The sequence below is a fragment of the Spirillospora albida genome (assembly GCF_000718255.1).
Lineage (GTDB): Bacteria > Actinomycetota > Actinomycetes > Streptosporangiales > Streptosporangiaceae > Spirillospora > Spirillospora albida.
Genome location: NZ_JOFJ01000002.1, coordinates 178348 through 198303, shown reverse-complemented (window position 1 = coordinate 198303; position 19956 = coordinate 178348). Strand labels below are relative to the sequence as shown.

The following is a 19956-nucleotide window of genomic DNA, read 5'->3' as shown; positions in this document are numbered from 1 at the left end:
ACGTCAGCCGCGCCGGAAGCTGACCACCTCACCGCTCTCCCCCACGGCCTCGCGCGCCTGCGGGATGATGTGCTCGCCCGGCTTGTCGGCCAGGAGCGCGCGGGCCCGCAGGACGATCTCCAGGTCGAAGCGGAGGTCGGGGTCCAGGAGCTGGTCGCCGAAAAGCTCCTCCAGCTGCCGGAGGCGGTACCGGACGGTCTGCGGGTGGACGTGCAACCGCATCGCGACCTCGTTGGCGTTGCGGCCGGACTGGAGCCAGGCGAGGAGCGTCTCGGCGAGGCGGTCCTGCTGGCTGGGGCGCAGGTGCGCGAGGGGCGCCAGCCGCAGCTCCGCCAGAGACGTGATGAGCTCCTCGTCCTGGAACAGGATCAGCGTGGACATGTGCTCGACGCTGCGGATCACGCCCGCGTCCGCCTCGATGACGCCGCGGCTCACGAGGCCGAGCGTCTTGCGGGCCCACTGGATCGACCGGGCCGCCTCCGTCACCGGGACGGTCGGGCCGACGACGGCGAGGGTGCCGGCGAGGGCGCGGTCGACGAGCTTCGCGCGCCCCGGGCCGTCCGGGTCCGGAATGATCAGGCTCGGGGTGCGCCGGGTGAGGTCGGCGAGGATGTCCGGCGGGAACGCGGTCTTGCGGGCGTCGTGCGAGCCCAGCGCGACGGCCGCGACGGTCCGCGGGACGGGCCAGTGCGCGGCGGCGGCGAGGTCGGCGATCGCCTCGGAGGTGGCCGCCGGGTCGGCGAACATGAGGTCGAGCAGCCGCTTGCGGCGGCGCTGCATCTCCCCCGCGACGGCGGCCTTGGCCTGCGCGAACCCCTCCGCCGCGGCGGCGGCGAGCTCGTCTTGGAACTGCATCAGCGCCTCCCCCACCGCGCCCAGCATGCGCGGCGAGACCTCGAGGGTCTCCGCGCCCTCGGTGAGCCGCCGCCAGGCGACCATGCCGCCGACGCGCATCGCGGTCTGCATCGCGTCGAGGCTGCGGCCCTCGCCGGCCTCGCCGCGCCCGATCGCGCGGAAGAAGTCGGTGACCGAGCCCGGCTCGTGGCCGGGGTCGGCCACCCGGTCCACGAAGTAGTGCAGGACGCGCTCGACGGCGAGCCGGAGGGTGCCCGAGTAGGACCCGTCCCCGGGACGGTCGTACTCGCGGACGCGCGTCTGGATCTCCTGCATCATGTCGTCCGCCACCTCGTCGAGATGGGGCCGCATGTGGTCGGCGAGCTCCCGGGGCAGATCCGCCCACGGGCGCCCGTCAGCGGTCGAACCCTCTTCCGCCACGTGTACCTCCCGCCGCTCGTCCCCTTGCGTTGCGCGCCGTACACACGGGGTAATTAATTACCTATGGGTCGAATGTGAGGCAAATCATGACCTGGTGGTCCCAGGTGTGCAAAGTCTAGGTCGAGAAACGACCAGATTCGGCCGATAGCCTGACGAAACCACACAAGTGGGGGGACCCTGGCCGCCCGGCGCGTCCGGTGCGACAGTGGAGGGAAGACACCACGCCACGTGAGGTGGTCACGTGACCGACCGCGTCCCTCCCAAGGCCCTGACCTCCGCCAACAAGGCCATCGACGAGCGCTTCGGCGGGCAGGCGTTCCTGCGCAAGTCGCTCCGCAAGGCCTTCCCGGACCACTGGAGCTTCCTGCTCGGCGAGATCGCCATGTACTCGTTCGTCATCATCCTGTTGACGGGCGTGTTCCTGACCTTCTTCTTCAAGCCGAGCATGGCGGAGGTCGTCTACGACGGCTCCTACGAGCCGCTGCGCGGCGTCCGGATGAGCGAGGCGTACGCGTCCACGCTGCACATCAGCTTCGACGTGCGCGGCGGCCTGCTCATGCGGCAGATCCACCACTGGTCGACGGTCATCTTCATGGCGGCGATCCTGATCCACCTGCTGCGGAACTTCTTCACCGGCGCGTTCCGCAAGCCCCGCGAGCTGAACTGGCTGATCGGGATCGTCCTGTTCATGCTCGTCATGCTGAACGGCCTGTTCGGCTACTCGCTGCCGGACGACCTGCTCTCGGGCACCGGGCTGCGCATCCTGGAGGGCGTCATCGCGTCCCTCCCGCTCGTCGGCTCCTACCTGCTGATGTTCCTGTTCGGCGGCGAGTTCCCCGGGACGGAGATCATCCCGCGGCTCTACGTCATCCACATCCTGTTGATACCGGGGATCCTCGCGGCCCTGATCCCGCTGCACGCGATCGTCCTCACCTGGCGGCAGACCCACACGCAGTTCCCCGGCAAGGGCAGCTCCAACAGGACCGTCCGCGGCTACCCCTTCTTCCCGGTCTTCATCGCCAAGACGACCGCGTTCTTCCTGTGGGTCTTCGGCGTCACGGCGCTGATGGCGACGTTCTTCCAGATCAACCCCGTCTGGCTGTTCGGCCCGTACGACCCCGGCGCGATCAGCTCCGGCTCCCAGCCCGACTGGTACATGGGCTGGCTGGAGGGCTCACTGCGCATGATGCCCGCCTGGGAGATCACCGTCGCCGGGCACTCGCTGCCCATGAGCGTGATCGTCCCGGCCCTGGTCGTCCCCGGCCTGCTGTTCACCGGCCTCGCCGCGTACCCGTTCCTCGAACGGTGGGTGACGGGCGACCGCGAAATGCACCACCTGCTCGACCGGCCCCGCGACGTCCCCGCCCGCACGGGCATCGGCGTCGGCGGCGTCGTCTTCTACGGCGTCCTGTGGGCCGCCGGCGGCAACGACGTCATCGCCCACACCTTCGAGATCCCGCTGTTCTGGACGACCTGGTTCTTCCGCTGCGCGATCATCCTCGGCCCCATTCTCGGGTACGTCATCGCCTACCGGATATGCCTGGGCCTGCAACGCCGCGACCTCGCCCTCGTCCAGCACGGGCTGGAAACGGGCCGCATTCACCGCCGCCCGAGCGGCGAGTACATCGAGGTGGAAGAACCCCTGGACGAGGAGCGCCTCGCCCCCATCACCGACCCCCGCCCGCCCGTGGCGGTGGCGCTGGCCCGTCCGCTCAAGAAGGGTATCGAGGCCCCGGAGAGCCGCACCCGGCGAGGCCGCCTCCGCGCGGCCCTGAACCGCCGTTTCCGGCAGGACCTGGCCTCTCCGCCCGCCCCCAACGGCAAAGACGATCACAAGGTCCTCGGCCCCTGAGGCCATTTCCCGCCGGTTCACGCGCCGGACGATCTTTCTTCCCCTGTCATGGACTCCTGATCATCAATTCGGGTTTACCGGAATAGCGGAAATGACCGGGGCCGGTCATTCCATTATTTGTTCCCACTTTCTCCGATATCTGTCGCCGGCTGTCATTAGGCTGCGAGCTCAGCATTCTCTTCCGTCCCACCGGCCCGGCCACCGCGCGCACGGCATGTCCCCCGCCATCGCCCCGTGCGCTTCTCGCCGGCCGGCCGGCGAGACGGAGAGCCCCCGATCAGAGGAGAAAGGCATGCGTGCAACCCGGCTGGCCGCGACGGGATTCGCGGCGGGAGCCATGGTGCTCGGGATGGCGGCTCCCGCACTCGCCGACCCGGTGACCCCCGGAGCCTTCTGCGGCAAGAAGAACATCGGCGAGACCGGCAAGACCGTGGACGGCGTCCTCATGAGGTGCACCCTGAAGGCCGGGGAGGAGCAGCCGCGCTGGCGGAAGGTCGCTCCCGGCGACACGCCGACCGAGACACCCACCCCGACGCCGACGCCGACCGCGCCGCAGTTCAAGTTCGGCACCGACAAGGTGCGGCTGTCGACCAACCGCGTCGTCCCCGGAGGCTCGACCACCTTCACGATCACGTGCCCGAGCTCGGTGAGCATCACGAGCAACGGCTACACCCGCAACCCGCTGCCGGTGGCGAAGATCGCCGAGAACCGCTGGCGGGCCACCGGTACGTTCCGCAGCAAGCTGCCCGACCCGACGACCGCCACGGTGGTCTGCAAGGGGTACGGCTCCGTGAAGCTCAGCACCAGCCCTGAGAAGGGCGACAACGGTCTGAAGCCCCGGACGCCGAAGATCCCCACCGGCCCGATCAACACCGGTGACGGCAGCGTCTACGGGCAGCGGGACGGCTCGTCCGCGCTGCTGCCGGCGGCCGGTGGCGGCGCGCTCCTGCTCGCGGGGTTCGGCGCGTTCGCGCTGCGCCGTAAGACGGCGGGGAAGCGGTCGTAAATTGACCGGACCTTCCACCTCCACCGGTCGCCGCGCCTTCGGTGCGGTGACCGGTGCGCTGCTCACCGGACTCGTGTTCGGCGGCTGCGGCGGCGAGACGCCCGCGTCCTCGGGCACTCCGAGCCCCTCGGCCACCGCCCCGGAGCCCGCCGCGCCCCCGGCGCAGCGGGCTCCGCTGAACCACTCCGTGCCAACGAAGATCGCCATCCCGAGGATCGGCGTGTCCGCGCCGGTCGGCGCGATCGGGCTGCGGCCGGACGGACGCGTCGAGGAGCCGCCGCTCAGCAGGCCGAACCTCACCGGCTGGTACAAGGAGGGCGTCACTCCGGGCGAGGTCGGCCCGTCCGTCCTCCTCGGCCACGTCGACGCCAGGGGCAGGCCGGCGGTCTTCGCCCGGCTGAAGGAGCTGAAGCCCGGCGACAGGATCCAGGTGAAGCGCCAGGACGGCACCACCGCCACGTTCGCGGTGGAACGCTCGCAGCGCGTCGCCAAGAACGCCTTCCCGCACGGGCAGGTCTTCGGCGCGGCCCTCGACCACGCGTCCCTCCGCCTGGTGACCTGCGGCGGGGCCTTCGACCCCGCGTCCGGCCACTACAAGGACAACGTGATCGTCTACGCCCGCCTGCTCGGCACCTGACCGACGCGAACGCCCGCGGCCCGTCCCCGACGGGCCGCGGGCGTTCACGCGTCCCGCGACGTCCAGCCGAGGCCCGTTCGAGGTCCGGGACGAAGGCCCTTGCGCGACAACCAGGAGAACCAGGCGATCAGTGGCCGGGTCGACCAGGCGCGCCTCGACAGGCTGCTGGCCGAGCACGACCCCTTCTCGGCCCAGAACCTGTGAGCGTGCCCGGATGTACGACGAGGGACGGTCCCCGTGGGGGCCGTCCCTCGTCGCGGGGTGGTCAGCGGCGGTAGAGGTTGAAGTTCTCCTCGCCGATGCGCTCGCGCATCGCCGGGTCGTCGATGCCCTGGCCTTCGCCGGTGGCGCCGCAGAGGACGGCGACCTTGCCGATGTGCTGGTTCGTCTGGACGGCCCGGGTCGCCTCGCCCGCCTCGTCCAGCGGGAAGACCTTGGAGAGCGTCGGGTGGATCATGCCGAGGCTGAACAGCCGGTTCACCTCGACGGCCTCGTGGTAGTTGAAGCCGTGCGAGCCGATGATGCTCTTCAGGCGCATCCAGAGGAAGCGGTTGTCGTACTCGTGCTTGAAGCCCGTCGAGGAGCCGCAGGTGACGATCTTGCCGCCGCGCTTGGCGACGTAGACGGACGCGCCGAACGTCTCCCGGCCGAGGTACTCGAAGACGATGCCCGGGTCCTCGCCGACGAGGCGGCGGATCGCCTCGCCGAGCATCCGGCCGGCCTTCGGGTGGCGCAGTCCCTGCTCGCCGAGCTCGAGGTCGTTGCGGTTGATGACGTGGTCGCAGCCCTGCGCGCGGACGATCTCCGCCTTCTCGTCGGAGGAGACGACGCCGACCGGGATGCCGCCGCCGTTCTTGACGAGCTGCGTCGCGTAGGAGCCGAGGCCGCCGGTGGCGCCCCAGATGAGGACGACGTCGCCCTGCTTCATGCGGGCGCCGTGGGTGCCGACGAGCATCCGGTAGGCGGTGGCGGCGCAGAGGGTGTTGGCGCCCGCCTCCTCCCAGGACAGGTGCGCGGGCTTCTTGATGAGCTGGTTCGCCTTGACGATGCAGTACTCGCCGAGGGAGCCGAAGTTCGTCTCGAAGCCCCAGGCGAGCTGGGTCTCGCTCATCATGCCGTCGTCGTAGGAGCCGTGGTCCTCCTCGTCGACGTAGGACGGGGAGATGACGACCTTGTCGCCGACCTTCCAGCTCTTCACGCCGGCGCCGGTGCGGACGATCACGCCGGAGCCGTCGGAGCCGAGGATGTGGTACGGCAGGTCGTGGCGGGCGCCGTACCAGCCCTGCCGGCCGAACTTCTCCAGGAACGCGAACGTCGGGACCGGCTCGAAGATCGCCGACCAGACGGTGTTGAAGTTGATCGCGGCGGACATCACCGCGACGACGCACTCGTCGGGCGCGAGCTCGGGCATGTCGACCTCGCCGACGTGCATCGAGCGCCGGACGTCCTTGTCGGTCTGCCCGTCGAAGATGCCGACCTCGTCCTTGCGGGTGAACGCCGCGCGGAAGCGGGTCGGCAGGTCGATCTCCTGCAGCTCCTGCCCGCTCGCGCCGTTGCGGACGGCGTCGAGCAGGGCATGGGACGAACCGGACTGGGCCATGAATGTCCTCCGTGAGACGACGGGGTGGGTCGTACCGTCAGCGGGCCGGGGTGGCCTCGCGGGCGCTGAGCCTCTCGTCCAGGTGCGCGGCGAGTACCTCGACACCGGGCGGGTCCAGCAGGTTGAGGTGGTGCACTCCGGGGATCGTCACGATCTCCAGGTCGGAGCAGAGCCCGCCGAAACCGTTGGTCCCGTCGAGCACGTAGCGCGCGTCCTTGACCGCCCAGGGCGTCTCTTCGGGCGCGTAGTACAGGATGACGTGCCCGTCGTACGTGCCGGGCTTGTAGGCCTCCAGGGACCGCGTGTCCTGGTGGGAGGTGAGCTGGTGGGTGAGGGCGGCCGGGGGGATGAAGTCCACCAGCGGCGCGGCCCGCTCCATCACCAGCGCGAACTGGGCCTCCTCGTCCAGTCCCGCGAGCTCCTCGTAGGTGAGGGACACCTCGAGGCCGTACGTCTCGTTGATGTAGTCGGCGAACGCCGCGAACCGGCGGGCGAGGGTGTCGGACTCGTCGTCGACGGCGAGCGGCAGGCCCGCGTCGAACAGCGCGACGAACTCGACCTCGCGTCCGGCCGCCGTCAGCCGGCGGGCCGTCTCGTAGGCGAGGACGCCCCCGAACGACCAGCCGCCGAGCCGGAACGCGCCCTCGGGCTGCGCCTCGACCAGGTGCCGGACGTAGCGCGCGGCGCGCTCCTCGACGGACGGTGCGTCATCGAACCGTTCCAGTCCGTACACGGGCTGGTCGGCGCCGAGCAGTTCGATCAGCTGCCGGTAGCAGGCGGTGGTGCCCCCGGCCGGGTGCGCGATGAAGATCGGCCTGCGGTCGCCGGTGGGCTTCAGCGGCCGGACGGTCTGCCGCGCGGCCTCCTCGTCGGCGGCCCGGATGTACTCGGCGACGTGCTCGGCCGTCGGAACCGCGAACAGGTCGCCGCGGGTGACCTCGTGGCCGAGTTCGGCGGCGACGAGGGCGACGACCCGGTCGGCCTGCTCCTCCCGGCCCCCGAGCTCGGCGTAGAAGTCGGCGGTGACGCCGACGCGGTCGAGGCCGAGGACGTCCTCGAACATCCGGACGGCGAGCCGCTCGGCGGCGTCGCGCGGCATCACGTAGCCGGACTCGGCGTTCGACACGGCCGTGGGGGCGGGCGCGTCGCCGAGGCCGAGCTCGGACGACGCCCACTCCTCGAACACGTTGACGCTGGCGCCCTGCAGCAGCACCGACGCGGGCACGGTGAGCCCGAGGTCGTGCTCGACGCCGCTCTTGATGCGGACGGCGACGAGGGAGTCGAGGCCGAGGTCGGTGAGCGGGACGGCCGGATCGAGGCGCTCGGGGTCGAAGCCGAGGACGGACGCGATCCGGTACCGCACCTGCGCGGCGATCATGGCGCGGGCGGTGGCGGGATCGACGCCCTTGAGGGCCTCGACGCCGGGCCAGTCGCCGGTGTCGGCGCCGCCGCGCTCGTCCGCGGCGGCGGTGAGCGCCGCGAAGTACGGCATCCTGCGGATCTCGGGGAACAGCCCGACGGCCGTGACGGGGTCGAACCGGACGACGCCGGCGGCGGGCACGCCGAGCGCCAGCACCGCCTCCAGGGCCTCGGCGCCCTCGGCCGGGCTGATCGGGTCGATGACGGTGACGGACGTGTCGACCGCGCCGCCGACCTGCGACCAGGTGCCCCAGTTGACCGTGGTGCCGGGCCTGCCGTGCGCCCGGCGGTACGCCATGAGCGCGTCGATCGCGGCGTTCGCGGCGGCATAGGCGCCCTGGCCGGGCGAGCCGAGCAGCGCGGCCGCGGACGAGTGCATGACGAACCAGTCGAGGTCGAGGTCCCAGGCGGCCTCGCTGAGCCGCCGGGCGCCCTCGACCTTCGCCGTCCACACCCTGTGGAGATCGTCGGGGCCGAGGTCGGTGATGAGGCGGTCGTCGATGGCGCCGGCGCCGTGCACGATGCCGCACAGCCGGACGCCGCCCTCCTGCGCGACGCGGATCAGCCGCTCGGCGGTGCCGGGCCCGGCGATGTCGCCGAGGACGACGCCGACGTCCACGCCGTCCTCGCGGAGGCGGGCGATGACCTTCTCCGCGTCGGCGTCCGGGCCGGAGCGGCCGGACAGGACGATGCGTCCGGCGCCGCGCTCGGCCAGCAGCCGGGCGGTGACGAGGCCGATGCCGCCGTATCCGCCGGTGATGACGTAGGCGCCGCCGCGGCGGACGATCCGCTCCGGCCTGCCGGCCGGTTCGGGGAGTTCCGCCTGCGCGAGCCGCGCCACGCGGCGCACCCCGCCGCGCCAGGCGACCTCGCGGGCGTCGTCGTCGGCGAGCAGCTCCGCGACCAGGCCGTCGGCCGTGTCGCCGTCGACGAGCGTCGCGCGCTGCACGGTCCGCTCGAACGCGAGCACGCGGGTGATCGCGGCGATGTGCGCGTGCCGCGGGTCGCCGGCCTCCCCGTCCAGGACGGGGACGGCGCCGCGGGTCGCGACGTAGAGGCGGGGGCCGTCCGGGAGGGAGCGGCTCACGCCCGCGACGGTCAGGACGAGGTCTTCGTCGGCGTGGGCGGGCGAGGGAATGAGGACGACCCCGGCGACGGGCCGGTCCATCTCCGGGTGGTCGCCGGGCGGGCGGCCGGTGAGGCGGTGCCGGATGACGCGGCGTCCCGCCCGCTCCAGGCCCTCGGCGGTGGCGGCGGCGAACGCGCCGGTCGCGTCGTCCTCGTCGGAGAGGATCAGCCAGGTGCCGTCGCCGGCCGTGGCCTCGGGCGCGTCCGTCTCGTCCCAGACGAGTTCGATCAGCTTGCCGGCGACGGGGACGGGCACGTCGTGGCGCTCCACCCGCCGCAGGGCGATGCCGGTCGCCTCGGCGAGGACCTCGCCGTCGGAGCCCAGCAGCCGCACCGACCCGGTCACGCCCTCGTCGTCGCGGACGACCCGGGCGCTGACATGGCCGCCGCGATGCGTCGGGCCGTACACGCGGAGGCTGCCGATCGACTCGGCCAGCCAGACACCGCCGTCTTCGGCGGCGGCCTCGCCGGACAGCACCGCCAGGCAGCGGTCGAACACCTCGGGGTGCAGCCGGTAGTGGCGCGACCCGCGCTCGGCGCCCGCGACCTCCGTCGCGGCGGCGGGCTCGGAGTCGGCCGGGCCGCGCAGGTCGGCGCCGACGTCGGCGCTGGCGAGCCGCGTCCAGGTGCCGGCGGGGGTCAGCACGTGGATCTCGACGCGCTGCTCCGACTCGCTGTACGTCGTCGTGACGGTGGTGTGGCCGGCGAGCGCGAGCGGGCGCTCCATCCACAGGCTGTTGACGCGGACGGCGTCGGTGCCGAGCGCGGTGGCCCCGGCCGCGAGCGCCATCTCGGCGAACGCGGCGACGGGCAGCGCGGGCAGGCCGTGCACGGCGGTCCCGGCGAGCCACGGCTGGGCGGCGAGGCCGACGTCGGCGCGCCAGGCGTGCCGGTCCTCGCCGGGCAGCTCGACGTGCGCGCCGAGGAGCGGGTGCTCGTCCTTGCCGGCCGACGTCCGGGACGACAGGTCGACCCAGTGGTGCTCGTGCCGCCACGGCGACGGCGGGACGTCGGCGACGGCGCCGCCCGCCGGCGCGGCGATCGTGTGGCCGTAGGCGGCGAGCGTCGCGAGCTGCGCGTGGAACGTCAGCGTGTCGTCGGTCTCCTGGCCCTTGGGCGCCCGCTTGAGGGTGTGCGTGACGATGGCGCCGGTGCCGTCCAGGGTCTCCCCGACGGCGTGCGCGAGGATCGGATGCGCGTTGATCTCGACGAACGTCCGGTAGCCGTCCTCGGCGGCGGCGGCGATCGTGTCGGTGAGCCGGACCGGGTTGCGCAGGTTCGCGGCCCAGTAGTCGGCGTCGTACCGGGCCGGCGTCGCCCGCGGGTCGTCGAGCGCGGTCGTGTAGAGCCGGGTGTCGCAGGACAGCGGGACGCCGGGGTCGGCGCCGACCCCGGCCAGCGCCTCGCGCAGGTCGTCCAGCAGCGGGTCGACCTGCGGGGAGTGGCCCGCGCCCTCGGCCTGCACGAGGCGGGCGAGGCGGCCCTCCGCCTCGGCGCGCTTCACGATCTCGGCGACCTGGTCGGCGTCGCCGGTCACGACGGTCTGCTTCGGCGACGAGTGGACGGCCGCGTACACCTTCGGCAGGCCCTCGGCGAGCCGGGCGACCTCCAGCGCGGACGCGCCGAGCACGGCCATCGCGCCGCCGCCGACGAGCCGGGTGAGCAGCCGGGACCGGCGGCAGATGACCTTGACGCCGTCGGCGGTGCTGAGCGCCCCGGCGACGACGGCCGCGGCGACCTCGCCCATCGAGTGGCCGATGACCGCGCCGGGCGTGACGCCGTACGCCTTCCACATGCGGGCGAGGCCGATCTGGATGGCGAACAGCACCGGCATCGCCTCGGCCGGGCCGTCCGGCTTGCGGCCCTCTTCGAGGAGCGCCCACAGGTCGGGGCCGCCCTCCTCGGCGAACAGGCCGTCGAGGTCGTCGATCGCCTCCGCGAACGCGGGCTCCTCCTCCAGGAGGCGCTGCGCCATGCCCGGACGCTGCGCGCCGTACCCGGAGAACACCCAGACGGGGCGTCCGGGGACGCCGAGCGCGGAGCCGGTCACGACGCCCGGGTGCGGGCGGCCTTCGGCGAGCGCGTTCAGGCCCTCGATCAGGCCGTCGCGGTCACGGGCGGCGACGGCGGCGCGGGAGCGGCCGCGGCCGCCCCGCCGGTGCAGGGTGAGGGCGAGATCGGCGAGCGGCACGTCGTCGCGCGCGGGCAGCCACTCCGCCAGCAGGGCGGCGTGGTCGCGGACGCGGTCCTCGCCGGTGTCCGACAGCGGGAACGTCCGGACGACGGCCGGCTGCGACTCCGTCTCCTGCGGGGGGGCCGCCTCAAGGACGACGTGCGCGTTCGTCCCGCCGAACCCGAACCCGGAAACGCCGGCGCGCGGCGGGTGGCCGCGGTCGGGCCAGGGGGTCTCCTCGGCGGCGACCGCGAGGCGCAGGTCGTCGAACGGGATGTGCGGGTTCGGCTCCTTGTAGTGCGCGCTCGGCGGGATGACGCGGTGGTGCAGCGCCAGCACGGCCTTGATCAGACCGGCGATGCCCGCCGCCGACTCCATGTGGCCGAGGTTCGACTTCGCGGAGCCGATGAGCAGCGGCTCGTCGGCGTCGCGGCCCGCGCCGAGGACGTCGCCCATGGCCTTCGCCTCGATCGGGTCGCCGAGGAACGTGCCCGTCCCGTGCGCCTCGACGTAGTCGACCTCGCGGGTGTCGATCCCGGCGGCCGCGTACACGTCTCGGAGCAGGGCGCGCTGCGCGTCGGAGTTCGGCGCGACGAGGCCGTTGGAGCGGCCGTCGGAGTTCACGCCGGAGCCCCGCACGACGGCGAGGATCCGGTCGCCGTCGCGCTGCGCGTCCGACAGCCGCTTCAGCACGACCGCGCCGCAGCCCTCCGCCCGGACCATCCCGTCGGCGGACGCGTCGAACGCCTTGCAGTGCCCGTCGGACGCGGTGCCGCCCGCCAGGTCGAACGTCATCGTGACGGTCGGCGACAGCAGCAGGTTCACGCCGCCGGCGAGCGCCACGTCCGCCTCGCCGTTGCGCAGCGCCCGCACCGCGAGGTGCGTGGACACCAGCGACGACGAGCACGCGGTGTCGACGATCATGCTCGGGCCGCGCAGGTCCAGCAGGTACGACAGGCGGTTGGCGATGATGCTGAGCGCCGCGCCGGTCGCCGTGAACGGCTCCAGCGAGACGAGGTCGGACGCGGTGAACGCGGCGTACTCGGGCGCGGAGACGCCGACGAACACGCCGGTGCGGCTGCCGCGCAGCGACGCCGGGCCGAGGCCGGCGTGCTCGAACGCCTCCCAGGCCACTTCGAGGACGAGGCGCTGCTGCGGGTCCATCACGGCGGCCTCGCGCGGCGTGATGCCGAAGAACTGCGCGTCGAACCCGGCGACGTCGTCCAGGAAGCCGCCGAGGCGGGTGGTCTTCTCCAGCAGGTCGGCGACCTCGGGGGAGCCGTCGTCGAACGGGTCCCAGCGGCCGTCCGGCACCTCGCGGATCGCGTCGCCGCGGCCGGTCAGGAAGCGCCAGTAGTCCTCGGGCGTGGTGAGGTCGCGGTCGCCGCCGGGGAAGCGGCAGCCGATGCCGACGACGGCGATCGGCTCGTCGGAGGCGGTCTGCGGGGTGGCGGGGAGGGGCGCGGGGGCGGGGGCCGAGGCGGCGGCGGGGCCGCCGGCCAGGGCCACGGCCAGCTTGTTGATCGTCGGGTGTTCCCAGACGAGGGTGGCGGGGAGCGAGCGGCCCAGCATCTGCTCGAGTTCGCCGGCGATGGCGACGGCGTCCCGCGAGGCGAGACCGAATTCCTCGAGCGGCCGGTCGGGGTCGATGTCGGCGACGGGGGTCCGGGAGCGGCGCGCGATCTGGTCGATCAGGTGCCGGCGTATCGAATCCTCGGTGATCCGAGCGTCGTCCTGCGCGGCTCCGGAACGATCGTTGCTCTGCATGCGGTGGGTTCCCCCCATGAAACCGGGATCGTTCAACGAAGCGGAGGGACCACTTTGTCCTACGGTGCCCGGCTCACGATGCGCATCCAGACCACTTTTCTCATCCACTACTTGTCACGGCGATGACAAGACTCACTAGTAACCAATGTGGCCAGATGGAATAGTTGAGCTTCATGCCCTGCGTTCCGGTCAGAGTAGTCAGAGAATGACAATTGGTGACCGTGATTACACGAATTGTAACCGGGGCTTGACAATTAGTTAGCAGCGACAAGCGCATTTAGGGGGAAGCGGCGATGCCCCGGGAGTTCCGGACGCCCCGCCGCGCGATCAGGTGACCCGCGGCCGATACCGGTGGGCGCTGGCGGTGGTGGCCGTCAGCGCATTCATGATCACCATGGACAACACGGTGGTCGCCAACGCGCTGCCCGCGATCATCGACGACCTCGGCATGTCGAACTCCGCCAAGGACTGGGTCGCCACCGGCTACATCCTGATGTTCTCCTGCCTGATGATCGCGGGCGGGCGGCTCACCGACATCTACGGCTGCCGCGTCACGTTCGTCTCCGGCATGACGATCTTCACGATCGCGTCCGCCGTCTGCGGCCTCGCCCCCGACACCTCCACGCTGATCCTCGCCCGCATCGCGCAGGGCGCCGGCGCCGCGCTCGCGCTGCCCGCCACGCAGGTCATGGTGACCGTCGGGCGCAACGACAAGCAGCGCTCCCTCGGCACGATCGTCTGGGTCGGCGCCGGGGCCTGCGCCACCGCGCTCGGCCCCACCATCGGCGGCATCATCGTCGACCGCTGGGACTGGGGCTGGATCTTCCTGATCAACATCGTCCCGGGCGTGCTCGTCATCCTGCTCGGCATGGTCGTCCTCACCGGCAAGGGCGAGAACGCCGACGCCAGCGTCGACCTGCCCGGCGTGCTGATCTCCGCGACGATGCTGTTCGCGTTCATCTACGGCATCGAGGCCGGACGCAAGCACGGCTGGCTCGAACCGTCCGTGGTCAGCGTCTTCGCCCTCGCCGCCATCGCGTTCGTGTGCTTCATCATGGTGGAGAGCTGGGCGCCCGACCCGATGATCAACCTGCGCTTCTTCCGGAACCGGGTGTTCACCGGCGGGCTGCTCGCCCAGATGCTCTACGGCATCGGCTTCAACGGGATGATCTTCTACTCGGCGACGTTCCTGCAGCGCTTCCTCGGCTTCGACCCGCCCCAGGCCGGCCTGGTCATGCTGCCGCCGTCCATCGCGATCATCGTGATGACGCCCGTCGCGTTCTGGCTCGCCGCCAAGCTCGGCCCCCGGCCCGCCATCGGCGGCGGCATGGCCCTCATGGCCCTCGGCATGTTCCTGTTCTCCATGCTGCAGCGCGGCGACGGCTACGCCGAGCTGATGCCCGGCGTCATGATCGTCGGCGTCGGCGCCGCGATGGGGATGCCGCTGGTCATGTACGTCCTCAAGGCCGTTCCGGAGGAGCAGGCGGGCGTCGCGAGCGGCATCATCAACGTCATCCGCGAGGCGTCCGGCGCGTTCGGCATCGCGATCGTCGGCCTCCTCGTCCACTCCATCCCGGAGAAGGGCGCGGACGCCGCCGAGCTGGAGACGTTCCGGCACGGCACCGCCTCCGGCCTGGTCCTCGGCGCCGTCCTCGTCCTCATCGGCGGGGTGATCTGCGGTATCACGCTGCCCAGCCGGCGCGGCTGGCTCGGCCCGAAGCACGGCAAGCAGCCGCCGCTGGTCGACGACCGGCCGCAGAGGAAGCGCGAGCCCGTCCTCGCGGGCGCCCGCATGACACCCCGGGACGGCCTGCCGATCACGTCCCAGCCGCTCATGATGTCCGCTCCGACCCCCCACGACTGGTTCGACATGGACGACATGCCCGACACACCGTCCCCCGGACCGCACTGGTGGACGGACACGCCCTCGCCCGAGGACAACGCGTCCGGCACCCCGCCGACCCCCGCGCCCGAGCCGTCGGCGACGGTGTTCCCGTCGCGACCGCCCACCGCGTGGCCGCCCGCGCCGGCGTCCCCGCCCCCGACCGCTCCCCCCCGCGGCGACGACGACGAGGACCTCCCCGACCCCCCGGAGGGCTTCTACCGCCCGTACACCCCCGGGGAAGACCCGCCCAGCGGCCCCACCCCCCGTACCCCCACCTGGTGACCCCGACCTTCGAGAGGCAGCGATGAAGCGGATCGTGATCTTCGCGGCCGGGTCGCGGGGCGACATCCAGCCGTGCGTCGCGCTCGGACGGGAGCTGCGCGCCCGGGGCCGTGAGGTCCGGCTCGTGGCGAGCGCCCGGTACGCGCCGATGGCGCTCGCCGCGGGCCTCGACCTGGCGCCGCTGACCGCCGACCCGACCGAGATCCTCGAATCGGACGCCGGCCAGGAACTGCTCGCCGGCGGACGCGACCCGGTGAAATTCCTCCGCGGCTTCCGGCGCATTCTCGGACCGATGGCCGAACGGCTGCTGACCGAGTCACTGGACGCCTGTAAGGGCGCCGATCTCATTCTCGGCCCCACCCTCGGATTCCTGCCCCGGCACATCGGCGAGCATCTCGGCGTGCCCTGGGCGCTCATTCATTTCCAGCCGAGCCAGCCGACCGGCGCGTTCCCGCACCCGTTCGTCCCGCGGGCACGGCTGCTCGGGCCGCTCGGGAACCGCGCCAGCTTCCGCGCCGTCGACCAGATCGCCTGGCAGCTCGCCCGGCCGTTCATCGACCCGTGGCGGAGCGGCGCGCTGGGCCTCGGCCGCCTCTCCCTGCGGGGGCCGATGGCGGCCGTCCGGCGGGACGGCACGCCCGTCCTCGCCTGCTTCAGCCCCGCCGTCGTGCCGCGGCCGAAGGACTGGCCGCCCAATGTCCACATGACCGGGTACTGGTTCCTGGACGAGCCGCGCTGGGAGCCCCCGGCCGACCTCACCGCCTTCCTCGACGCCGGGCCGCCGCCCGTCTACGTCGGGTTCGGCAGCATGGTCCCGAAGGACGCCGCCATGACCGGACGCGTCGTCCGCACCGCCCTGCGCCTCGCCGGGGCGCGCGGCGTCGTGCAGGGCGACCCGGAAACCTCCGACGACGACGTGCTCGCCGTCCGGGACGTCCCGCACTCGTGGCTGTTCCCGCGCATGGCGGCGGTCGTCCACCACGGCGGCGCGGGGACGACCGCGGCGGGCCTGCGCGCGGGCGTCCCGACGGTCGTGTGCCCGTTCTTCGGCGACCAGCCGTACTGGGGCGAGCGGGTCGCGGCGCTCGGCGCCGGGCCCCGGCCGCTGCCGTTCACGGCGATGACCGTCGCCCGGCTGGCCGGGAGGATCCGCCGCGCCGCCGGCGACCCGGACCTCGCCGGGAACGCCGCCGCCCTCGGCCGGGAGCTCCGGGCCGAGGACGGCGTCGCGCGCGCGATCGAGGTCGTCGACCGGCTACTCGCCTGAGCGGGTCACCTCGCCTGCCGGGCGCCGAGCGCCTTCATCATGTGCGGCCACGCGCTGTGCATCTCGCGCTTCCAGTACGGCCAGGAGTGCCGGCCGTCGCCGTAGACGTTCGCGATGATCGGGACCCGCTGCCGCTTCGCCTCCGCCGCGAACGCCTGCACGGTCGGGCCGATCGCCTTCTCGCTGATGTAGCCGATGTCCCAGGGGGCGATGTTCTCCGGGTCGAGCGGGCCGCGCCGGCCCGTCGTCCCGGACGACACGTAGAACCGCGTCGACCGCATCTTCGGCAGCAGCTTGATCGGGTCGTGCGCGTCCCAGTTGGCCCTGTTGAGCAGCGGCGAGCCCCAGATGTCGTACGGGTTCTGGCCGTTGGTGGTGTTCGTGTACATCAGCAGGGACGGGATGCCTGGCGAGCTCATCGACAGGATGCCGCTGAAGCAGGCGGCGAACCGGAACATGCCGGGCGCGCGCCCGGGGTAGGTGCAGGCGCCCTGCGCGCCGGACGAGATGCCCATCGCGGCGCGGGACCCGCCCGCCTGGAAGTTGCGCTCCATCAGCTGACGGACCTCGCGGAGGTGGAAGTCCTCCCACTTCGGGGTGCCGCCCCGGCCGCCGTTGTACCAGTTCGTGTAGGAGCCGTTCGCGCCCTCCGGCATCACGACCATGACGCCCCATTTACGCGAGAGGGCCTCGATGTCGGTGCTCTTCTGGCGCGTCCAGGACGTCCAGTTGTCGTTGCCGCCGTGGTAGGCGTACACGACCGGCCAGCTCTGCCGCGAGTTGTTCTTCCAGCCCTTCGGCAGGAGGACCCGGACGTTCTGGGCCGAGCCCAAAGACGGGGACTGCACGCGGAAGTCGAACGCGGTCTTGCCCTTGTTCAGCCACTTGTAGCTGAGGATCCGCGCGCCCGTGTCGGCCGGCCGGAACCCGGCGGCCTCCGCGGGGAGCGCGGTCAGGGGGACCGCGGCCGTACCGGCGACGGCGGTACCGGCCAGGACGGACCAGGCCCGCCGGGCGGTACGGCGACGCGACTCAGCTGACATCGTTCTCTTCACTGTTCCTCCAGCGCCACCCCGAGCCGTCCGGGGCGGGCACGATCTCGCGGACGGCGGCCGGGGCGGAGCGGGGACGCGGCCGCGGCGGGCCGTCGGCCCACGGTGCCCAGGGCGCCTTGGGTTCCGGGGTGGGAACGGGTGGTGCGTGTCGCGGGGCGGGCGGGGCTTCGGCGGCGGGGTCTCCGCCCGAGCCCGCGCCGGGCTGTTCCCAATGGATCGCATACGGGAACGGCTGGTCGGCGGGCAGCGGGGGCGCCGCCGCGACGACCTTCGGGGCCGACGGGTCCGGCAGGTCGCTGCGCTCCCGCAGGTCCATGCGGGCGTGCAGGCCGGCGAGCGGGCCAGGCAGCCACCAGTTCGCGGCGCCCATGAACCGCATCGTGGCGGGCACGAGCAGCGACCGGACGAGCGCCGCGTCCACCACGACGGCGACGAACATGCCGACGCCGATGAGCTTCACGACCGTGATGCCGGCCATGCCGAACGCGCCGATGACGACGAGGAAGAGCAGCGCGGCACTGGTGATGATGCTGCCGGTGTGCTGCATGCCGGCCGCGACGGCCTTCCGGTTGTCATGGGTCTTGTCCCACTCCTCCCGGATGCGGGAGAGCAGGAAGACCTCGTAGTCCATGGACAGCCCGAACACGACCGCCAGGATGAGGATCATGCTGGTGGCCTCGACGCCGCCGGTCGGGGTGAAGTCCAGCAGCCCGGCGAGGTGCCCGTACTGGAACCCCCACACGATCGCGCCGAACGACGCCCCGATCGACAGGACGTTCATGACGATGGCCTTCAGCGGCAGGACGATCGACCCGAAGAACATGAACAGCAGGACGAACGTCGCGACCCCGACGGTGACCGCCATCTTCGGGAGGCTGCGCATCAGGCTGGACATCAGGTCCATCTGCGCGGCCGTGCTCCCCCCGACGTCGATGTGCATCGGGTAGCCGTTCTTGGTCAGGTCCATGTCGCGGATCGTCGTGACGAGGTCCTGCGCCTTCTCGTCCATCGGCTCGTACCTGTGCGTGACGGAGAACCGCACGCCGCCGTACTCGCCGGAGTAGCCGGTGATCTCCGCGTCCACCACGCCCGGCAGATCCGAGAGCTTCTCGCGGAAGTCCTCCAGGTAGGGCGGGATGACGTCGCCCTTCCGGCTGGGCTGCCAGTTGCGCGGGATGAGGTCGCCCGAGACGACGACGTCGATCGGTTCCGCCGACCCGTTCGGGAAGTTCTTCTTGACGGTCTCCACGACGGCGCGCGTGGGGCTGTCCTTCGGCAGGACGCGGGCGTCCACGCTCCCGAACTGGACGTTCAGGAACGGGCCGAACAGGACGCCGAGGACGATGAGCACGAACGCGAAGTACGGCAGCGGGTGCTTCATCACGCTGTTGCCGAGGCGGTACCAGAACCCGCTGTCGGGGGAGCGGCGCGCGCGCCGGGAGTTCGGCCGCCGCCACGGCATCCGGCCGCCCTCGACGCGCGGGCCGAGCAGGGCGAGGAGGGTCGGCAGCAGGACGGTCGCGCCGAACACGGCGACCATGACGGTGGCGATGCCCGCGAGGCCGATCGTCCGCAGGAACATCTGGGGGAACAGCAGCAGGCCGCCGAGCGCCGCCGAGACGGTGACGCCGGAGACCATGATGGTGCGGCCCGCCGTCGCCATCGTCCGGGAGAGGGCGGACGCGCGCACCGGCGCGAGCGCCTTCCGGTGCGCCTTCTTGGCCGCCTTGCGCGCGCGCCGGTCCCGTTCCGCCTTCCAGGGCTTGCCGGGTGGCAGCTTGTGCGCCGCCATGCCGCGGTCGAGTTCCTCGCGGAACCGGCTGATGATGAACAGCGAGTAGTCGATCGCGAGGCCGACGCCCATCATCGTGACGACTTCGAGGGCGAACGACGTCACGTCCGTCACGTACGTGACGGCGTGCAGCACCGCCAGGCCCCCGATGATCGAGAACAGCCCCACGATGATCGGCAGGACGGACGCGGTCAGCGCCCCGAACAGCAGCACCAGCAGGATCAGCAGCGGACCGATCGTGATCGTCTCGGCCCGGATGATGTCCTGGACGACCTGCTCGCCGAACTCCTGGCCGAGCGGGACGCTGCCGCCGAACCGCACGGTCAGCCCGGGGGCGGCCAGCCGCTCCTTGATGTAGTCGTAGTTCTCGAGCTTGGTGGGGTCGTCCTTGCCCTGCAGCTTGATGGCGACGAACGTCTGCCGCCGGTCGTGCGAGGCCAGGCGGTCCGCGTACTTCTTGTCATCGAACGACCAGAACGTGCTGAACTCGGCGACCCGGTCCTTCGGCAGCCGCGCCACCGTCGGGACGACGCTCGCCAGGTACTCCGGGTCGTCCACGGTCAGCGTGTCGCTGCTGTAGAGGACCAGCACGTCCGGGTTGGTGCTGCCGAAGTACGTGGCGCCGAGCTTGGCGACGAGCGTGGACGACGCGTTCGGGTCCTCGAAGCCGCCCGCCTTGAACTTGGCGAAGACGCCGAGGCCCCAGCCGCCCGCCAGGACCGTCATCACGAGGATCAGGACGAGACTGATCCATCGCCGCCGATGGATGACGAGCCCCAGCCCCGAAAGCATGTTCCTCCTGAGTGATGACGGCCGCC

The 19956-nt window shown here is 72.1% G+C and carries 10 protein-coding genes; 5 read left to right on the top strand and 5 right to left on the bottom strand.

The features are described from left to right. Nucleotides 1-3: 3 nt before the first annotated feature. On the bottom strand, nt 4-1275 hold the full coding sequence (locus tag IE99_RS0103470) for a PucR-like N-terminal domain-containing protein (protein ID WP_037558611.1): 1272 nt from the start codon (nt 1273-1275) through the stop codon (nt 4-6). A 241-nt stretch (nt 1276-1516) separates the two neighbouring features. Here IE99_RS0103470 and qcrB point away from each other — a divergent pair, with 241 nt between their 5' ends. The 3 genes from qcrB to IE99_RS0103455 all read left to right on the top strand — a co-directional run bounded on the left by qcrB (nt 1517) and on the right by IE99_RS0103455 (nt 4770). Next, on the top strand, nt 1517-3127 hold the full coding sequence (gene qcrB, locus IE99_RS0103465) for a cytochrome bc1 complex cytochrome b subunit (RefSeq protein ID WP_051711906.1): 1611 nt from the start codon (nt 1517-1519) through the stop codon (nt 3125-3127). 292 nt (nt 3128-3419) lie between these two features. After that, on the top strand, nt 3420-4133 hold the full coding sequence (locus tag IE99_RS0103460; protein WP_030163580.1) for a hypothetical protein: 714 nt from the start codon (nt 3420-3422) through the stop codon (nt 4131-4133). A gap of 1 nt (nt 4134) precedes the next feature. Next, nucleotides 4135-4770, top strand: coding sequence for a class F sortase (locus tag IE99_RS0103455; protein WP_030163578.1), 636 nt, complete (start codon nt 4135-4137; stop codon nt 4768-4770). 265 nt (nt 4771-5035) lie between these two features. On the opposite strand, the gene ccrA is transcribed toward IE99_RS0103455, so the two are convergent. Both ccrA and IE99_RS0103440 read right to left on the bottom strand, forming a co-directional pair. Continuing rightward, nucleotides 5036-6370 (bottom strand): crotonyl-CoA carboxylase/reductase, encoded by a 1335-nt coding sequence (ccrA, locus tag IE99_RS0103445; RefSeq protein ID WP_030163576.1) that lies wholly within the window; start codon nt 6368-6370, stop codon nt 5036-5038. A gap of 37 nt (nt 6371-6407) precedes the next feature. Further along, complete coding sequence (locus IE99_RS0103440; RefSeq protein WP_030163574.1) at nt 6408-12857, bottom strand: type I polyketide synthase; 6450 nt, start codon at nt 12855-12857, stop codon at nt 6408-6410. 394 nt (nt 12858-13251) lie between these two features. On the opposite strand from IE99_RS0103440, the gene IE99_RS28790 reads away from it, so the two are divergent. Together IE99_RS28790 and IE99_RS0103430 are read left to right on the top strand one after the other, a co-directional pair. Further along, nucleotides 13252-15024: an MFS transporter gene (locus IE99_RS28790; protein ID WP_245623040.1), complete on the top strand. Its 1773-nt coding sequence runs from the start codon at nt 13252-13254 to the stop codon at nt 15022-15024. Nucleotides 15025-15046: 22 nt separating this feature from the next. Continuing rightward, nucleotides 15047-16291, top strand: coding sequence for a glycosyltransferase (locus tag IE99_RS0103430; protein WP_030163570.1), 1245 nt, complete (start codon nt 15047-15049; stop codon nt 16289-16291). Nucleotides 16292-16296: 5 nt separating this feature from the next. Here IE99_RS0103430 and IE99_RS0103425 read toward each other — a convergent pair whose 3' ends face one another. Both IE99_RS0103425 and IE99_RS0103420 read right to left on the bottom strand, forming a co-directional pair. Then, nucleotides 16297-17334, bottom strand: a complete 1038-nt coding sequence (locus IE99_RS0103425) for an alpha/beta hydrolase (RefSeq protein ID WP_030163568.1) — start codon at nt 17332-17334, stop codon at nt 16297-16299. Next, nucleotides 17324-19930 (bottom strand): MMPL family transporter, encoded by a 2607-nt coding sequence (locus IE99_RS0103420; RefSeq protein WP_030163566.1) that lies wholly within the window; start codon nt 19928-19930, stop codon nt 17324-17326. Before IE99_RS0103420 ends, IE99_RS0103425 begins: the two co-directional genes overlap by 11 nt. Nucleotides 19931-19956: the final 26 nt, after the last annotated feature.